Source organism: Clostridioides mangenotii TR (genome assembly GCF_000498755.1).
GTDB lineage: Bacteria > Bacillota > Clostridia > Peptostreptococcales > Peptostreptococcaceae > Metaclostridioides > Metaclostridioides mangenotii_A.
Genome location: NZ_AXUS01000030.1, coordinates 1 through 17,853, shown reverse-complemented (window position 1 = coordinate 17,853; position 17,853 = coordinate 1). Strand labels below are relative to the sequence as shown.

The following is a 17,853-nucleotide window of genomic DNA, read 5'->3' as shown; positions in this document are numbered from 1 at the left end:
TCTAAATTTATATTATCTATAATTTACTAGATTAAAAACACAAGTTTTATAACTCACTATAAACTAAAAAACTTTTTATAAACCAACTAGTGTAAAGATACTTTGATAAGATTCATTCTATATAAAATCATATTATATTCTATTTACACCAGTTTTGATAGCTGCTTCTTTTACTGCTTCTATAACATTTTTCGTTACGTTTTTATTAAACACATCTGGAAGTATATAATCAACAGATATCTCTGCGTCTGTAATAGTATTTGCTATCGCTTGAGCTGCAGCTATCTTCATTTCTTCATTTATTTTACTAGCTCTTACATCTAGTGCTCCTCTGAATATTCCAGGGAATGCAAGTACATTATTTACTTGGTTAGGAAAATCTGAACGACCTGTTCCCATTACAAATGCTCCTGCTTCTTTTGCTTCTTCTGGAAGAATTTCTGGAACTGGATTAGCCATTGCAAGTATTATCGGCTTATCGTTCATACTTTCTACCATTTCTTTTGTAAGTGTTTTAGCAGCTGAAACTCCTATAAAGACATCTTTTCCTTTTATTACATCTTTAAGAGTCCCTGTTTCATTTCTGTTGTTGGTAATATCTAGCATTTCTCTTTGAGCCCAGTTTAATCTCTCCATAGTTGCTTCGATCGCACCGCTTCTATTGCATAAAATTATATTTTTTACGTTCATCCCAAGTAGTATCTTTGCAATAGCAATTCCTGCTGCTCCAGATCCATTAATTACTATTTCTAAATCTTCTATGTTTTTATCTTCGATTAATTTTATTGCGTTTATTATAGCTGCGGCTACAACTATAGCTGTACCATGTTGATCGTCGTGAAATACTGGTATATCTAAACACTTTTTAAGCTTATCCTCAATTTCAAAACATCTTGGAGAAGATATATCTTCAAGATTTATACCTCCAAATACTGGCTCCATTAGTTTAACAGTATTTACTATTTCATCCACGTCATTTGTGCTTAAGCATATTGGGAAAGCATCAACGTCTCCAAACTTTTTAAAAAGTATAGATTTTCCTTCCATAACTGGTATTGATGCTTCAGCTCCTATATCTCCAAGTCCTAAAACAGCGCTTCCATCACTTACAACAGCTACTAAGTTTCCTTTAGAAGTATATTTGTATACATCATCTTTGTTTTCATGTATTCTTACACATGGTTCCGCTACTCCTGGTGTATAGGCTACTGATAAATCTTCCATATTCTCGACTGGTACCTTACATTCTAATCCTACTTTACCTTTACATTCCTCGTGCATCTTAAGTGCCATCTCTGAATAGTTTTTAGACATTATAATCCTCCCGAAATTTTGATTGTTCTGATTTTAAATTTATATCATCTATTATATATACTAATCTTTTTTATATTGTTTTAAATTTTTCTCTTCCTATTTCATATATATTATTGCCTCTACAATCTATTGCAACTACAAGTTGTAGATCTTTAACTTCAATTCTTCTAATCGCCTCTGCTCCTAAATCATCGTAAGCAATAACTTCACATTCTTTTATTGAATTTGATATATACGCTCCAGCTCCACCTATAGCTGCAAGATATACCGCACCGTATTTTTTCATCCCTTCAATAACTGTATCATTTCTCTTTCCTTTACCTATCATTACTCTTAATCCCTTTTCTAATAAAGGAACTGTTAAGTCGTCCATCCTATAGCTTGTAGTTGGCCCAGCAGCCCCTATTACCTCCCCTGGTTTTGCTGGAGAAGGACCCACATAGTATATTCCCTGTCCATTTACATCAAAAGGAAGGTCAATACCTTTATCTATGCAATTTATCAACCTTTTATGTGCAGCATCTCTTGCTGTATAAAGTGTTCCTGTTATACAAACTGTATCTCCACAGTTTAGTTTTTCAATATCATTTATAGTTACGGGCATATTTATATTTATCATATAATCCTCCTACAATACAATCTCTTTATGTCTAGACGCATGACAGTTGATGTTTACTACAACAGGTAGTCCTGCTATATGAGTTGGAAATGTTTCTATATGTATATCTAATGCTGTTGTAGTTCCCCCAAACCTTGTGGTCCTATTCCTAGTTTGTTTATCGACTCTAATAGTTCATTTTCTAGATTAGCTATACTACTATCTTCATTTCTTTTTCCTATTTCTCTAAACAAAGACTTTTTAGCAATCTGCGCACACTTGTCTACAGTACCACCTATTCCTACGCCAACAACCATGGGTGGACATGGATTAGGACCAGCTTCTGAAACTGTATCTAATATAAATTTCTTTACTCCTTCCAATCCATCTGAAGGCTTAAGCATCTTCATTTTACTCATGTTTTCACTTCCAAAACCTTTTGCAGCAAACTCAATTTTAAGCTTATCACCTTTTACCATTTCATAGTGAATAATAGCTGGAGTATTGTCCTTTGTGTTAATTCTTTCTATAGGGCTTACTACAGATTTTCTAAGGTAACCTTCTGTATATCCCCTTCTAACCCCTTTATTTATTGCCTCAGTAAGAGTGTCGCCTTCAACCAATACTTCTTGACCAATTTCCACAAAAAAAACTGCCATACCAGTATCTTGGCAAATAGGTATACTTTTTTCTTTAGCAATATTAGCATTTTCTATCAATATATTTAAGATATTCTTTCCTGCATCACTTTTTTCTACCTTTAGGTTTTCTTCAAAAGAATTGATTACATCTTTTCCTAGGAAGAGATTACCTTCTATACACAACTTCTTTACCGCTTCTACTATTTTATCCGAACTAATTTTCTTCAACGAACTTACCTCCTATGTTACTTATAGAATATTCGTATTAATACCTATATTTTATCATCTCTATGCAAACTTCTCAACCTTTTATATCAATATTCAAACTTAAAACATCTAGCTTCAAATTATTTACTCCATATTTATAATCAAATGAAACAATAAAAATAGGGTCACCTTTAAGCAATATTGTCTCAAAGATGACCCTAAAATTTTATATTTCAATCTCCTATGTAGTATATCGAGTCATCTGGGACTCTCTCATCCTCTAATTTATTCGATAAACTAAAAACCTTTTTATAGTAATTATTGTAGTCGGCTATTGTATTATTAATTGGCGTATATTTTAAATTAGATCTATCAAGTGTTTCTTTGCTTATTCTAAGTTTCGGGGAAACATCCATCTCTTTGATATATTTATCAGTATCTTCAGGATTTTTAATTGCCCAATCTGTACTAGTAGATACTTGACCTACAAATGAGTTTACAAAATCATTATTTGTATTTAAAAAGTCATCTCTTACAACTATTGTATACTGCGGACAACCTTTAGAATTAGCATAGTTTTCTTTCCAGGAATCGTTAATTCCTTTTACAACTCTAATATTCCGTTCTGAATTATCATTTAAAAGGGTTGTCAATACTGGTTCTGGAACAAAAGCATTTATAGGTTTATTTTCTTCTATCTCTGATATCATATTTGGCTCTGATTCATAATAGTCCATAATATTTATATTTTTCATCTCAATATCTTCAGAATTTACACCACTTTCATTTAAAGTAATCTGAATAACATCATCACTTGCATCACCATAAGTAACATTAACTACTTCTTTATTTTTTAAATCAGATATACTATTTACACCCTCTTCATTTGATACAAAATAGTATGGGTTCATTCCTATTGTACCCATTATCTTATATCTTCCATTTTGATTATATGCCCTTGCTGCTATATCAGGCGTCACAATAGCTATATCGACATTAAATTCTAAAAGAGAGTTAAGCAGTTCTTCCTTATCATCATTGATGATATATCTAGTCTCATATCCTTCTTTAATTTTTGGCGTTTCATTGTAGAGTTTTGCTACAGAAATAGCTGGCAGACCGTCTAGTGTCGCTACTTTTACCTCTCTGACTACGGATGTTCTATCTTCAGCTGATTTTTCAACTTCATCACTTTTACTACATCCTATCACTATACTTATAATTAATATAGCCATTAGCAGTATATATATTGCCCTTTTCAATCCCTTTCCCCCTCAATCTCTAAGTTTAATTATATATGTTTATTAAATAAAAATATTTAATGTCTTTTTTTCCTAGCTGTCTTAGTCACTTTATTGTTTTTTTGTGTCTTAGTATTAGTAGTTTTATAGCTACTTGTTCTATTATCTTTATTTCTAAACGCACCGTTTTTATAATTTGATGGTTTAATTAAACACCTAGACCCAAATCCGATTAAATCTTCTCTGCCGGCTTGAATTAAAGCCGCACGAACTAATTCATAATTTCTTGGGGCTCTGTATTGAAGAAGAGCTCTTTGCATTGCTTTTTCTGTTTTGCTCTTTGGAATATAAACTTCTTTCATAGTTATTGGGTTAAGCCCAGTATAAAACATCGTCGTCGATAGTGTACCTGGCGTAGGATAAAAATCCTGTACTTGCTCAGGTTGATAGTGTATGTCTCTTAAATATTCAGCAAGTTCTACAGCATCTTCTAATGTAGCTCCTGGATGACTAGACATCAGGTAAGGTACTAAAAATTGTTTTTTACCTATTTTCTCATTTATTTCAAAGAATTTTTTACTAAATTTTGAATAAGTTTTTCCTGCAGGCTTTTGCATATAATCCAGTACATTTTCTGATATATGCTCTGGCGCTACTTTCAATTGTCCACTTACATGGTGTTCTATCAATTCCTTCAAAAACTTATCGCTCTTATCTGCCATGACATAGTCGTATCTAATACCAGATCGAACAAATACTTTTTTTATATTCGGCAAGTTTCTGACTCTCTTTAAAACTCGTAAATAATCTGTGTGGTCAACATCCATATTTTTACATGGAGATGGGTAAAGGCACTGTCTATCTTTACAAGCCCCTTTTGTTATCTGTTTTTTACAAGCTGGACTTCTAAAATTTGCCGTAGGCCCGCCTATATCATGTATATATCCTTTAAAATCTGGAAGTTGAGTTATTTGGATAGCTTCATCCACTATAGACTCTTCACTCCTACTTTGTACTGCTCTCCCTTGGTGGAAAGTAATTGCACAAAATGAGCAACTTCCAAAACAACCTCTTGAACTGACTATACTAAATTTAACTTCTTGTATAGCAGGTATACCACCTGACTTCTCGTATGTTGGATGATATGTATTTGCATATGGAAGCGAATATACTTCATCCAATTCGTCTCTAGTCAATGGCTTTTCAGGTTTATTTTGAACTAAAAATTTACCTGCGTGCTCCTGAACCATTACTTTTCCTCTAAAAGGATCTTGCTCATCATATTGAATTTTAAACGCTTCAGCGTATTTTTTCTTATCTTGACATACTTCTTTATAAGATGGGATCAATACAAAATCATCGTATATCTCATCCAAACTATCAGCTATATAACATGTTCCATCAACATGCCTGATGTATTTTCTATCGTATCCATCATTTAAAGCGTTTGCTACCTCTACTATTTGTTTCTCACTCATTCCGTATACAAGTACATCGGCACCACTGTCAATAAGCATAGATTTTCTAACTCTATCTCCCCAGTAATCGTAATGAGCAAATCTTCTAAGGCTAGCCTCAATTCCACCTATTATAATTGGAACATCTCCATACGCCTCTCTTAATTTGTTACAGTATACGATAGTAGCTAAATCTGGCCTATGCCCCATCTCGCCACCTGGTGAGTACAGATCCTTTTGTCTTCGCTTTTTGCTTACTGAATAATGATTGACCATTGAATCCATATTTCCACTATTTACTAAAAATCCTAGTCTTGGTTTACCAAGTCTCTTAAAATCGTCAACTGATTTCCAACTAGGTTGAGCAATAATTCCAACCTTATAGCCAGCTTTTTCTAAAACTCTTGATATAATTGCAGTTCCAAAGCTGTGATGATCTACATAAGCATCACCTGTAACTAGAACAAAATCAAGTTCATCCCAACTTCTATCAATCATATCTTGAATACTTATTGGTAAAAATTTATTTTCCATCGTTCCTCCTGCTTACAATAAAAAAGCATTTCTATATTAAATAATCTATAAATTACCTGATTTTTTACAGTAAATTCCACGTTAATTAATCCTTATAACATAGTATATCAAACTTTCTTTCCTAAACAAAGTTTTATCTTTGCACTTATACTTGCCAACTCTAGATAAAAATATATCAATAAATTAAATGTATAGCTGTGTTAATTCTAAATACTAGATCCTATATTTAAAATTATCAAAAAGCAATATTTATATTCATAAAATATTTAACAAAAATTTTATTATAAAAAACATGATTAGATAAAACTTGCTATGTTTTATCTAATCATGTTTTTTGTAATAAATATATAATTTTTTCAAAACTTTGGAACGTGGTTTGCAAAATGAAGCCTATATTTGATTATATAAAGTTTTATACGCTATATCTTTAAAGTGTTTATGTATAAAGAATACAATATTCCTAATAAAAAAGGTACAAAATAAGACCACTTTTTTGTTGTGAATAGCTATTTTTTAATTTTACGTAGGCTTAAACTCCTCTAAAGTTCTATGTACTCAACCTTTTCATCATCATCAATACTTAGCCATTCCTCATCATCAAGTTCTGCATCAGAAATTTGACCTATAGGCATCTTCATATACTTTCCATGTGCAGTTGCAGCTATTTCTCCATTCGGAAGAATTACCTCACCTGTACCTTCAAATAACTTTCTATTTTCTTTAGTTATTCTGCCAACTACTTTGATTGTTTCATCCAATGGTACTGGTTTTTTATACTTTACTTCTAAAGAGACTGTTACTCCCCATATCTGATCGTCATTGATGCTTACAGCTCTTCCGATCGTTTCATCCAATAACGCTGCTGTCATACCTCCATGGAGTCTCCCTGGATAACTTTGATGCCAATCTTTAGTCTGGCAAATTGATACAAGCTCTCCATTTTCTAATTCATAAAATCCTGTTTTTAATCCAAGATCATTTTTAACACCACAAACTATGCAAGATTTTGAAACATTTTGTTTTTTCAATACTTTATACTTCAAATTTCATCCCTCCTTTAACTACTTAACACCTACTTCTTCTGTAGTTATCTTAAATCTTTTACTAAGTTTACTCAACAGTTTACTTTCATTTTCAGCATCAATAGCATTTAGAAAAATTTTTGATTTTCCTTTATCTGTAATAATTTCAATCTTTCTATCGTTTAGAATAACATCTTTAATATCCCAAAAACTTATTCTTACGTTTCTTTTTTGTCCTATTAAAAATGTAAATTTATTATTAATATCTATTGAATAGTTATCTATGGACAGATAAACTTCCTTATGATATTTATTTGTAAATTCACGTCCCTGTCTAAATGCAAATACTGCAAGTAAAATTAGTGAAAAATACAACATTTTACTGTAATCGTAAGCTACAAAAGCTAACCCCAATGTAGCTACTGATGTGATCATACTGATTATAGTGGCTTTTCTAAAATAACCTCTATCTGAATGCTTTATATGCAAAAATTTATTTTTCCCCAAGGTATTCACTCCTAATACTAAATTTATAATTATCTAAAAATCTACACCAAAGAATTTAATTATCTCATCTTCGTTGTAATTTATAACCAATTCATCTGGAAAATCTACTTCATTTAATAGATCTAAAGCATTTGAAAAATCTCCGACAGAATAGCAAATATGTGCATCACTTCCAAGAATTATCCTAGTTCCATACTCTTTACACAACTCAAGCATTACAGCTCCATTTTCTCTAGCTCTTTGTCTATAAGAATTCGGGTTCATAGAAGAGTTATTTACTTCGAGTAAAACATTTTTCTCATTAGCATATTTAACTATCTCTTTGTAATCAATAGGAAACTGACTATCATCAGGGTGACCTATTATTTTAACTTTTTCATGATCCATAACTTTTAAAATAGAATTTGTATTTTGTTTTATATCACCTGGAGCAATACAAGGCATGTGAAAGCTTGCGATCATATAATCCATACCCTTTGCTATATCATCACTTACATCTATACCGCCATCAAAATTGACAATATTGGCTTCAATCCCTCTAAGTACCTTAACACCGTTTACTTCCCTAGGTATAACATACATATTTTGAAAATAAAATGAATGCCCACTTCCAGGCATATCCGGTGCATGATCTGAAACACCAAGGAACTTTATCCCCTTACTAGATGCAATTTCTATATTTTCCTTAACAGTACTATAAGCATGTCCACTCTCAACAGTATGGCAATGCAAATCTAAAATAGGTTTTGCCATGTCATCCTCCTTAAATCCTTCTATTGTGATCAATATTATATTGTTAAACAAGTTAAATCAATTAATACATATAATTAGATAACAGATATAAAATTAATCATCTAATCTGATAAATAATATATTATTATCAATTAAAATGAGCTGCCTCAATAAAGAGACAGCTATTTTATCAAACTCATCCCAAGGCTTTCCTAGTAAATCAAATTATTTTACTAGATGAGCTACAATTAAATTCGTAACGAAAGCGCTGCCTTGGATCAAGCCTACAAGCCCATCTGACTTGATACAACATTTATATATCTAGATCTTTAAATTTATCTTTAAACAAATCGCCTATACTACCCAAAGAATCCTCTACCTCTAAAAATCCGGAGATATCTTCTTCTGGCTCTCTATTAGCTTCTTTAATTGAAACCAACATTCTCTTGTTCTTTGGCTTGAACTCAAGTACTTTTACTTTTATTTCATCATCTACATTTACTAAATTAGTAATCTTAGCTACTCTTTCATCACTAAGTTCAGATATAGGAAGATACGCATCTACACCCTCTGTAACTTGAACAAATGCAGCATTTTCTATTATTCTTAAAACTTTAACATCAATTATATCGCCAACACTAATTTCTTTACCTATAAGATCCCAAGGATCGTTATTTATATCTTTTAATGCTAGAGCAATCTTTTTAGTTTCTTTGTCTATATCTAATACAAATACTTCAACATCTTGACCTTCAGAAAGTACATCTTCAACAGAATCTACTCTAGTCCAAGCTAAGTTTTTAATATGAGCTAACCCTTCAACCCCACCGATATCTACAAATGCACCGTATGACATTATCTTTGTAACTTTACCATCTTTCTTTTGGCCAACTTCAAGGGAATTAAACAGATCTTCTTTAGCTTGTCTGATTCTAGCTCTTTCAGCATCTCTTTCCTCTTTGATTTGAATTCTTCTCTCTGCTCTTTCTTTATCGAGTCTCTCTTGTAAAACATCTCTATGAGAAGCAACAAGTCTATTCTTCTTGATATCTAACTCTTTTATATAAACTTCTAAATTTTTACCTATATATTTAGATGTATCTGTTACAAATTTAGTATCTAATTGTGATATAGGAATAAATAAAGTGTACGCTTTAAATGCAGCAAAAACTCCTTTATCAATACTTTTTTCTACATCTACAGTTATTATTCTGTGTTCGTCAAAGGCTTTTTGTATTTCCCCTAAATCAGCTTTTTTATCAGCTTGTAATTTTGAAAGTTTAATTGTTCCATCTTTTTGTGATACCTTTGTTATTTCTGCACATATTTCGTCTCCAACATTAAATAAATCGCTTGGAAATGTTCCTCTTTTTATATTTAATTCATCCAATGATATAATTCCATCAAAACCATTTCCTAAATCTAATTGAACACCATCATTTGAAATGTTGTTTATTTTTCCTGTTATTATTTCTCCTACTTTTACTTTATCTAGCTCTTGCTCTTGTTGTGCAAGTAACTCTTCCATCGTCAGTTCTTGATCCATATTCTACATCCTTTCTTTAATTTAATAAGCATATGTAAATATTATACCATTAATATATGAAATACATATAAATTTCTTAGATCAAATTATATTATTCATAAATTTTAGATAAAGTTTTTTTATAAAAAACTATAAAACATGTAAGTGTTACTGTTGCAGCTATTATATCAGCTATCGGTTCCGCTAAAAGCACTGCAAATAATTTATTTTCCATAAAGGATGGAAGTATAAATATAAGTGGAACCAAAAGTACTATTTTTCTAAGTATAGCCATTAAAAACGATATTTTTGATTTTCCTAAAGCTAAAAATGTTTGTTGACATGCAATCTGAACGCCTATAGTCATAATACCCGCAAAGTAAATCCTCATACTCCAACTAGTTATATTTACAAGGTCAACGTCATTGTTAAAAATTCCGACAAAAACTTGTGGGAATGTCATTAGCGCAAACCACATAATTAGAGCAAAAGAAAAACACACTATTATAGATAGTTTAAATGTAGATTTCACTCTGTTAAACTGTTTTGCACCATAATTATAACTTACTATTGGTTGAGCTCCTTGCATAAGCCCAACAATCGGAAGCATTACGATCTGCATTATACTGCTCATTATAGTCATTGCACCTACTGCCAGATCTCCTCCAAACAATTGCAGTCTACTATTTAAAGATACTAACACTAAACTTTCTGTTGCCTGCATTATAAATGGCGATACTCCAAGCGCCAATACTCCAATCACAACTGTTTTATTTGGTTTAAAGTACTTCGATTTGATTTTTATAATACTCTTCTTTCCAAACAAAAACAAAAGAACCCAAAGCGCTGATACACCTTGCGCAATGATTGTAGCAAGAGCTGCTCCTTTTACACCCATTCCTAATCCAAATATAAACATAGGGTCTAATATAATATTAATAATTGCTCCTATTACAACTGTAACCATTCCAGTTGTAGCAAATCCTTGAGTATTTATAAATGGATTCATTCCCATTGAAATAAGTACAAATAAAGTACCCCAAAGGTATATACCTAGATAATCACTAGCATATCCAATGGTTGCTTCACTTGCCCCAAATAGCCATAGTAAATTTTCTTTACTAAGCTGAAACACCACGATTAATACTATAGATACTAATATGAGTACAGAAAAACTGTTGCTCATAATCTTCTCTGCACCTTCGTTATCATTTTCTCCCATTTTAATAGCAGCTAGCGGTCCACCACCCATACCTACAAGTGCACTAAAAGCTGATATTATAAGGATTATAGGAAAAGATACTCCTACCCCAGCCATAGCTATTCCACCATCCGCCATTCGTCCAATAAATATCCTATCGACTATATTGTATAAGACATTTACAAGCTGAGCAATAATAGCTGGAGTAGCCAATTTAAAAAGAAGTTTAGATATTTTTTCTTTTCCAAGATCCGAACCTTTATTATTCATCCAACCCCTCCAATTACCTGTAATTCTTTATTTTTTTTATTAGAATATTCTAATTTACTTTTTCTTTAATTTCTCCATCGCATTTATTTACATAATAAGCGTTTTTAACCAGGCTAAGCATATCTAAATCGCTTTTTGAGTCAGAAAAAGCATATGAATTTTCGTAATCTATTTCAAAGGACTCTTTTTCTAAATATTCATTTAATCTCTTCACTTTCTCACTCTTTTTACAATTTTTACCCAATATTTTATTTTTATATTTTGATCCTATACACTCTAGCTCAGTTCCAATTACTTTATCTGCCATATCATAACTTTCAAAGTACTTCATATAAGCATACGGAGATGCAGTTATCATTATTACAGGATTTCCATCTTTTTTATAGTCTAATATCAATTTTTTCATACAAGTATTTATCTTTGGAATTAATTTTCGTTCAAAAAACTCATTTAATTCATCTTCTTCAAAATACTTGATTGCATAATAAATAGCTTCCTTTGCTCTTTCTATTGAAGTCAATCTCAGAATATACATTAATAGTACTGAAAACACGTATGGTAAGTTTAAGATAAGTTTAGCCGGCTTTTTTATAATTGCGTAAATAAAAAATTCTCTCATACTGTCTGTATGTATTACAGTATAGTCAATATCCAGCAATAATATTTTCTTTTTCATAATAAAATTCCTCATATTTATTTAAAATTGTATAATTATACATGAAACAACCCACAAAAAACAGTTATCTGAATCCAAAGTCCAGAGTTTTTCTCCAAAATTTTATCACTCCTAAACATTTAATTTAAAGTTCATTTCTACTCTTTACTATATCAAACTTACACTTATTTTGCTATATTTCAGCAAGCAAAAAAGTAGAAGTCCTCCCATTTAAAGAGATTCATTCTACTTATTTTACCTAAAATAATAAAATTTATATTTTTTAAAGCTTATAAAAAGGTTCAATATGAACAATAACCTGAGTATTTGGATTTAACTCAGTTTTTATTTCTTTCTCTATTCTATGTGCTAATTTATGTGACTCTTCTACGCTAATGAACGGATCTACCATTATATGCATATCAATATGCAAGTCGTTTTTACTTCCCCTGCTTCTTATATTGTGAACATCTTTCACCTCATTAAACTCAAACACAAGCTCCTTTATCATACTTTTATCTACAGCTGCTCTATCTATCAAAATCCCAATAGAAGACTTCAGCACCTCATACGAAGAGTTTATAATAAACCCTGAAACTGCAAGTGATACGATAGGATCAACTATTGAAGGAAGGCCTAATCTAACCCCCAAAAGCGTAAATAAAACTCCAATAGAAATAAATATGTCACTTCTCGTATGTATTGAGTCTGATATCAAAAACTGACTATTTAGTTCTTTACCAACTCTATACTCATATGTAGATACAAATATATTTATACCCAGAGTTATAACCATAACGATTAAACTCAGAGCATTAATAGATAATTCTACAGGATTTTGCAGATTATAAAATGCCGTAAATATAATCTTAACAGCTATGAATAAAAGCATTAATCCTATAATTAAACTTGCTATAGCCTCAATTTTCTTATGTCCATATGGGTGGTTCTCATCCTTTGGTCTAGATGCAAAAAATATAGCTATAAGTCCGATAATATTAGAAGTACCATCTGAGAGAGAGTGAAATCCATCGGCTGTCATACTTGCACTTTTGACAGAGCTACCTATGATTATTTTTAGCAGCGCTACACCGAGGTTTGCAAATAAAATTATTGAAAGAACTCGATTAACTTTTTTATAATTATCTGATACCATCTTTGTTTCCCCCTCGTTTTGAATTTAGACAGATTTGTATTTATACTCTAATATATTCACTTACTCACCCATTGGTTACTGGTTTTTATGTTTTAAATTGTGTACACTTTTTGCGAGGTGTCTTTTAGTGATTATGGAACAAAAAAGAACTTAAAAAATATAAATAAAAAGATGCGATGATGTTGTTAGTGGTTGTGAAGTACATTCCTAGACACTCTATGTCTAACATGTACTTCACGACCACTATCAATGTCGTCGCATCTTTTAATTTAGGTTCTTTTATTTACTAATTAATCCTTCTTGGACTAGGAAGTTGTGTGCTACATCTTCTGGTGATTTACCTTCTTCGTCTACTTGGTAGTTAAGCTCCATCATTTTTTCTTGGCTTATTTTGTCTGATAACATGTTTAATACTTTTTTAAGCTCTGGATATTTTTCTAAGGTATCTTCTCTTACTATTGGTGCTGCATAGTATGGCGGGAAGAACCCTTTGTCGTCATCAAGTATTTTTAGTTTGTATTTTTTAACTAGTCCTTCTGTTGAGTTTGCATCTATTACTTGTGCTTCATTTTTATCTATTGCTGAGTATCTTAAACTCCCATCAACTGCTTTTACGTCTTTGAAGTTCATGTTGTACAGTTTAGATAACCCTACATATGCGTCTTCTCTGTTTTCGAACTCTAAAGTACATGATAAGATTAAGTCTTTGCTATACTTGCTCAAATCTGACATTGTTTTTATTCCGTACTTATCTGCTAACTCGGGTTTCATTGCTAGTGTCCATGTGTTGTTAAACCCAATTGGATCTAGTAAAGTCAGCTGATGTTCTTTTTCCATTGTTGATTTTACTGTATTATACGCTTGATCTGGATCTCTTACCATATCGTGTTTCATTACATTTAATAAAAGTACTCCTGTATAGTCAACGTACATGTCTAATTCTCCACTGTCCAATGCGTTAAATGTTACTGATGCTCCGCCTAGGTTTAGTTTTCTCTCTACATTTAGATCTGTATGCTCTTCAATCAAATCTGCATACATATTTCCTAAAACTAATTGTTCAGTGTAGTTCTTAGATCCTACTGTTATTGTTTCTTTCTTACCTGAAAATGCCGGTACTACAGCTGTAAATATTATTATCACTATCAATATTGCACTTACTACTTTTAATCCTATAAAGTTCTTTTTACCTCTTTGTAAATCAAGCCCTCTAGGTGTAACTGCTATTTCTATTTGTGAAAATATATAGTCTACCAAAAGAGCTAGTATACATGAAGGTATAGCCCCTGCTAGTATCATGTTGTTGTTTACTGTTTGAACCCCAGAGAATACTAAATAACCAAGCCCTCCAGCTCCTATGAAGGCTGCAAGTGTCATAAGTCCTACTGCTGTAACTGCAGATATTCTAACCCCACCCATTATTATTGGAAGAGCTAGTGGAAATTGAATTTTAAATAGCGTCTGGTTTCTTGTAAGCCCCATTCCTTTTGCCGATTCTAGAACTACTGGGTCGATACTCGTTATACCTATGTATGTATTTTTTACTATTGGTAGTAGCGAGTAGATTACAACTGTAAATATTGCTGGCTTACTTCCTATTCCTAGTATTGGCACTAGTAATCCAAGCAATGCCATCGATGGTACTGCTTGTACCAAGTTTACAAAACCAAGTATTATTTTTCTAAGTCTCGGAGTTCTAGATATCAAAATTCCAAGTGGAACCCCTACTAATATAGCTAATATTATTGCTGTGGCTGTTAAACTAACGTGTTGTACTAGTAAGTCTATTATCTTTCCTTTTTGTTGAAGTACGAAATTAAAGAAACTATCCAAGTATACTCACCTCCATCTCAAGGAACTGTTCACTTAATACTGAAAGTAAACTACTTCTAGTTATAAGCCCAACCAATCTTCCTTCTGAAGATACTACTGGCATGTATCCAATTGAGTTTTTGTTCATTACTTCAAGTATCTCTACTAAACTATCTCCTTCATTTACATAAAGAGGATCTATTGACATTATATCTTTTAAAGTCTCTGTCTTGTCCATAGTAGCTTTTATGTCTTTTACTGTTACTATTCCCTTAAGTTGATCTTCTTTATCTACTATAAGTAAACTGTCAACTTTACTAGTTCTCATTATCTCTATTCCCTGAGTGACTCTTCTGTTACCTTTAACTGCAATAGGATTTTTGATCATTATGTCTCTCGCTTTTATATACTCTGGATTATCCCAAAGTCTATTTTCTCCTATAAAGTCTTTTATAAATTCATTTGCTGGGTTTCTAAGTATATTTTCAGGTGTATCGTATTGAGCGATTTGACCGTCCTTCATTATACATATTTTATCTGCGATTTTTAGCGCTTCATCCATGTCGTGAGTAACGAATATTATTGTCTTTTTAAGTTCTTCTTGAAGTGTAAACAATTCATCTTGAAGCGATGTTCTTGTTATTGGATCTAATGCACTAAATGGCTCATCCATTAGTATTATATCTGCATCTGTGGCTATTGCTCTAACAACGCCTATTCTCTGCTGCTGACCACCACTTAATTCTGAGGGGTATTTGTCTAAGTATTCTTCGCTATCTAAATCAACCATCTTAAGTAGATCATTTGTTGTTTGTTCTATTTCTTCTATTGACTTTTCCTTTTTAAGTCTTGGAATAAGTTCAATATTTTCTTTAATTGTTAAATGAGGGAACAACCCTGTATTTTGTATGACATAGCCAATATTTCTTCTTAATTCTATCTCATTTTGTTTTGAAATTGGATTGTCATTGATATATATTTCTCCCGAAGTCGGCTTTATAAGTTTGTTAATAAGCTTTAATGTAGTTGTTTTACCACATCCACTTGAACCTATAAGGACAACTAACATACCTGTATCTATTGATAGGGAAATATCATTTAATATCGTTTTGTTACCTATCTTTTTTGTAACATTTTTAATCTCTATCATATAATTCATCTCCTTATTATACAAGCAACTTATAAGTTCTTTATAAGTTGCTTCATTAGATTATAACACAAGTAATAAATTGTGTAAACAAACCAAAGGGTTACATAATTGTTTTATTTGATACTAATTACGTAGTAAATCGTCTATTTCTCCTTAAAAATTAATGTAAATTAAGATATTTTTATACAAAAAAACACCTTTGGTTGTAACTGCTTTAAAACTTTCGTCACTTCCATAGGTGTAATTTATTATGTTAAATGTTATTTTAATTTTATATTAAATGCTAACTGTAGTAAAGATTTTGTGATTGGTACTCTGGATCACAAGTTACATCAACACCAAGTTTTCTAAATGTTTGTTCATCATCAAGACTTAAAATTGTAGTTGAGTGAGCTTGGCATCCTTTTAGCTGATCTAATTTTTCCATTGCAAATTGTGCAGTAGGATTTGTTACAGCACAAATGCTAAGCGCCATAAGTATCTCTTGACAGCTTAATGAAGCATTTTTACTTGAAAGAACATTCGATTTTAGGTTTATTATCGGCTCAAGTATTACTGGTGATATTAAGTGCATATCGTCTGATATATCACCTAAATACTTAATTGCATTTAATACAGCAGCTGCTGTTCCGTTCATTAGATCCGATGATTTACCCGTAATTATCTTTCCATCTTCTAGCTCTAAAGCTACAACAGGGCAAATATCGTTCTTTAATGCTTTCTCTTTAAGTTTTTTACTGTATTCTCTTGCTGGAGTAACAACTGTCCTATCTTCTGGCTTTAGATTAAGTTCCTCCATAATTATCTTCATTCTATCTAAAGCTCCTATATCTACTTGTCCTTTTTTACACTCACAAGCAGTTTTAAAGAAACGTCTTATTATCTCTTCAATGGAAGCTTTTTTAACTACATCATCATCAATTATACCATATCCGACGCGGTTCACACCCATATCTGTGGGAGATTGGAACATAGATTCTATTCCTGTTATTTTCTCTATGATTTTTTTAAGAACAGGGAATAATTCTAGATCTCTGTTGTAGTTTACTGACATTTCTCCATATTCTTCAAGATGAAATGAATCTATCATATTTACATCCTTTAAATCAACTGTCGCCGCTTCATATGCGATATTAAGTGGGTGTTTTAATGGTACATTCCAAACTGGAAATGTTTCAAATTTGGAATATCCAACTGCATTTCCTCTTTTGTTTTCATGATATAACTGGCTAAGGCATGTCCCAAGTTTTCCACTATTTGGACCTGGAGCTGTAACTACAACTATAGGTTTAGTAGTTTCTATATACTCATTTGCTCCAAAACCTGATTCGCTTACTATCATATCTACATCAGATGGATATCCTTTTGTTGAGTAGTGTTTGTAAACTTTTATACCTCTGTTTTCAAGCTTATTGATAAATACAGTAGTAGCTGGTTGACCATCGTATCTTGTAATAACAACGCTCGTTACATCTAGCTCATATCCTTTTAAGTCGTCAATAAGTCTTAAAACTTCCATGTCGTAAGTTATTCCAAAGTCGCCTCTTATTTTATTTCTCTCAATATCCCCTGCATAAACACATACTACAACTTCAACTTTCTCTTTCATGTGTTGCAAAACTTTTATCTTAGCATTTTCATCAAATCCAGGTAAAACTCTCTTTGCATGGAGATCCATCGTAAGCTTACCCCCAAACTCAAGGTAGAGTTTATCAAAATTATTTACTCTCTCAAGTATATATTTAGACTGCTCTCGTAAATATTTCTCGTGGTCAAATCCTATTTTCATCTCAACACCTCACTAAAATAAATTGTTTTATTATCTATATTT

Annotated in this window: 14 protein-coding genes and 1 pseudogene; all 15 read right to left on the bottom strand. The window is 31.8% G+C overall.

Annotated features, from left to right (window positions below):
* Nucleotides 1-132: 132 nt before the first annotated feature.
* Entirely contained in the window at nucleotides 133-1,314 is a 1,182-nt protein-coding gene (locus T473_RS0113305; RefSeq protein ID WP_024622342.1) for an NAD(P)-dependent malic enzyme, read from the bottom strand.
* A gap of 70 nt (nucleotides 1,315-1,384) precedes the next feature.
* Complete coding sequence (locus T473_RS0113300) at nucleotides 1,385-1,933, bottom strand: Fe-S-containing hydro-lyase (protein ID WP_024622341.1); 549 nt, start codon at nucleotides 1,931-1,933, stop codon at nucleotides 1,385-1,387.
* 9 nt (nucleotides 1,934-1,942) lie between these two features.
* Nucleotides 1,943-2,781, bottom strand: a pseudogene (locus T473_RS16900) (fumarate hydratase).
* A 212-nt stretch (nucleotides 2,782-2,993) separates the two neighbouring features.
* On the bottom strand, nucleotides 2,994-4,022 hold the full coding sequence (locus T473_RS0113290; RefSeq protein WP_024622340.1) for an ABC transporter substrate-binding protein: 1,029 nt from the start codon (nucleotides 4,020-4,022) through the stop codon (nucleotides 2,994-2,996).
* Nucleotides 4,023-4,078: 56 nt separating this feature from the next.
* A complete protein-coding gene (locus T473_RS0113285; RefSeq protein WP_024622339.1) occupies nucleotides 4,079-5,992 on the bottom strand; it encodes a YgiQ family radical SAM protein in 1,914 nt (637 codons plus the stop codon).
* A gap of 539 nt (nucleotides 5,993-6,531) precedes the next feature.
* Nucleotides 6,532-7,035 carry a PaaI family thioesterase gene (locus T473_RS0113280; RefSeq protein ID WP_024622338.1) on the bottom strand — a complete coding sequence of 168 codons (504 nt, stop codon included), beginning with the start codon at nucleotides 7,033-7,035 and terminating at the stop codon, nucleotides 6,532-6,534.
* An 18-nt stretch (nucleotides 7,036-7,053) separates the two neighbouring features.
* A complete protein-coding gene (locus tag T473_RS0113275; protein WP_024622337.1) occupies nucleotides 7,054-7,521 on the bottom strand; it encodes a hypothetical protein in 468 nt (155 codons plus the stop codon).
* 33 nt (nucleotides 7,522-7,554) lie between these two features.
* Nucleotides 7,555-8,274: a phosphatase gene (locus tag T473_RS0113270; RefSeq protein WP_024622336.1), complete on the bottom strand. Its 720-nt coding sequence runs from the start codon at nucleotides 8,272-8,274 to the stop codon at nucleotides 7,555-7,557.
* A gap of 292 nt (nucleotides 8,275-8,566) precedes the next feature.
* The gene (locus T473_RS0113265) at nucleotides 8,567-9,799 is read right to left on the bottom strand and encodes a 30S ribosomal protein S1 (protein WP_024622335.1); all 1,233 of its coding nucleotides are present in this window, start codon (nucleotides 9,797-9,799) and stop codon (nucleotides 8,567-8,569) included.
* 91 nt (nucleotides 9,800-9,890) lie between these two features.
* Nucleotides 9,891-11,249: an MATE family efflux transporter gene (locus tag T473_RS0113260; protein ID WP_024622334.1), complete on the bottom strand. Its 1,359-nt coding sequence runs from the start codon at nucleotides 11,247-11,249 to the stop codon at nucleotides 9,891-9,893.
* 49 nt (nucleotides 11,250-11,298) lie between these two features.
* Nucleotides 11,299-11,925 (bottom strand): HAD family hydrolase, encoded by a 627-nt coding sequence (locus tag T473_RS0113255; RefSeq protein ID WP_024622333.1) that lies wholly within the window; start codon nucleotides 11,923-11,925, stop codon nucleotides 11,299-11,301.
* 262 nt (nucleotides 11,926-12,187) lie between these two features.
* Complete coding sequence (locus tag T473_RS0113250; protein WP_024622332.1) at nucleotides 12,188-13,060, bottom strand: cation diffusion facilitator family transporter; 873 nt, start codon at nucleotides 13,058-13,060, stop codon at nucleotides 12,188-12,190.
* Nucleotides 13,061-13,339: 279 nt separating this feature from the next.
* The gene (locus T473_RS0113245; RefSeq protein ID WP_024622331.1) at nucleotides 13,340-14,893 is read right to left on the bottom strand and encodes an ABC transporter permease/substrate-binding protein; all 1,554 of its coding nucleotides are present in this window, start codon (nucleotides 14,891-14,893) and stop codon (nucleotides 13,340-13,342) included.
* Entirely contained in the window at nucleotides 14,886-16,022 is a 1,137-nt protein-coding gene (locus tag T473_RS0113240; RefSeq protein WP_024622330.1) for a betaine/proline/choline family ABC transporter ATP-binding protein, read from the bottom strand. The genes T473_RS0113245 and T473_RS0113240 overlap by 8 nt, the downstream gene beginning before the upstream one ends.
* Nucleotides 16,023-16,305: 283 nt before the next feature.
* Nucleotides 16,306-17,811, bottom strand: coding sequence for a DUF1846 domain-containing protein (locus T473_RS0113235; RefSeq protein ID WP_024622329.1), 1,506 nt, complete (start codon nucleotides 17,809-17,811; stop codon nucleotides 16,306-16,308).
* Nucleotides 17,812-17,853: the final 42 nt, after the last annotated feature.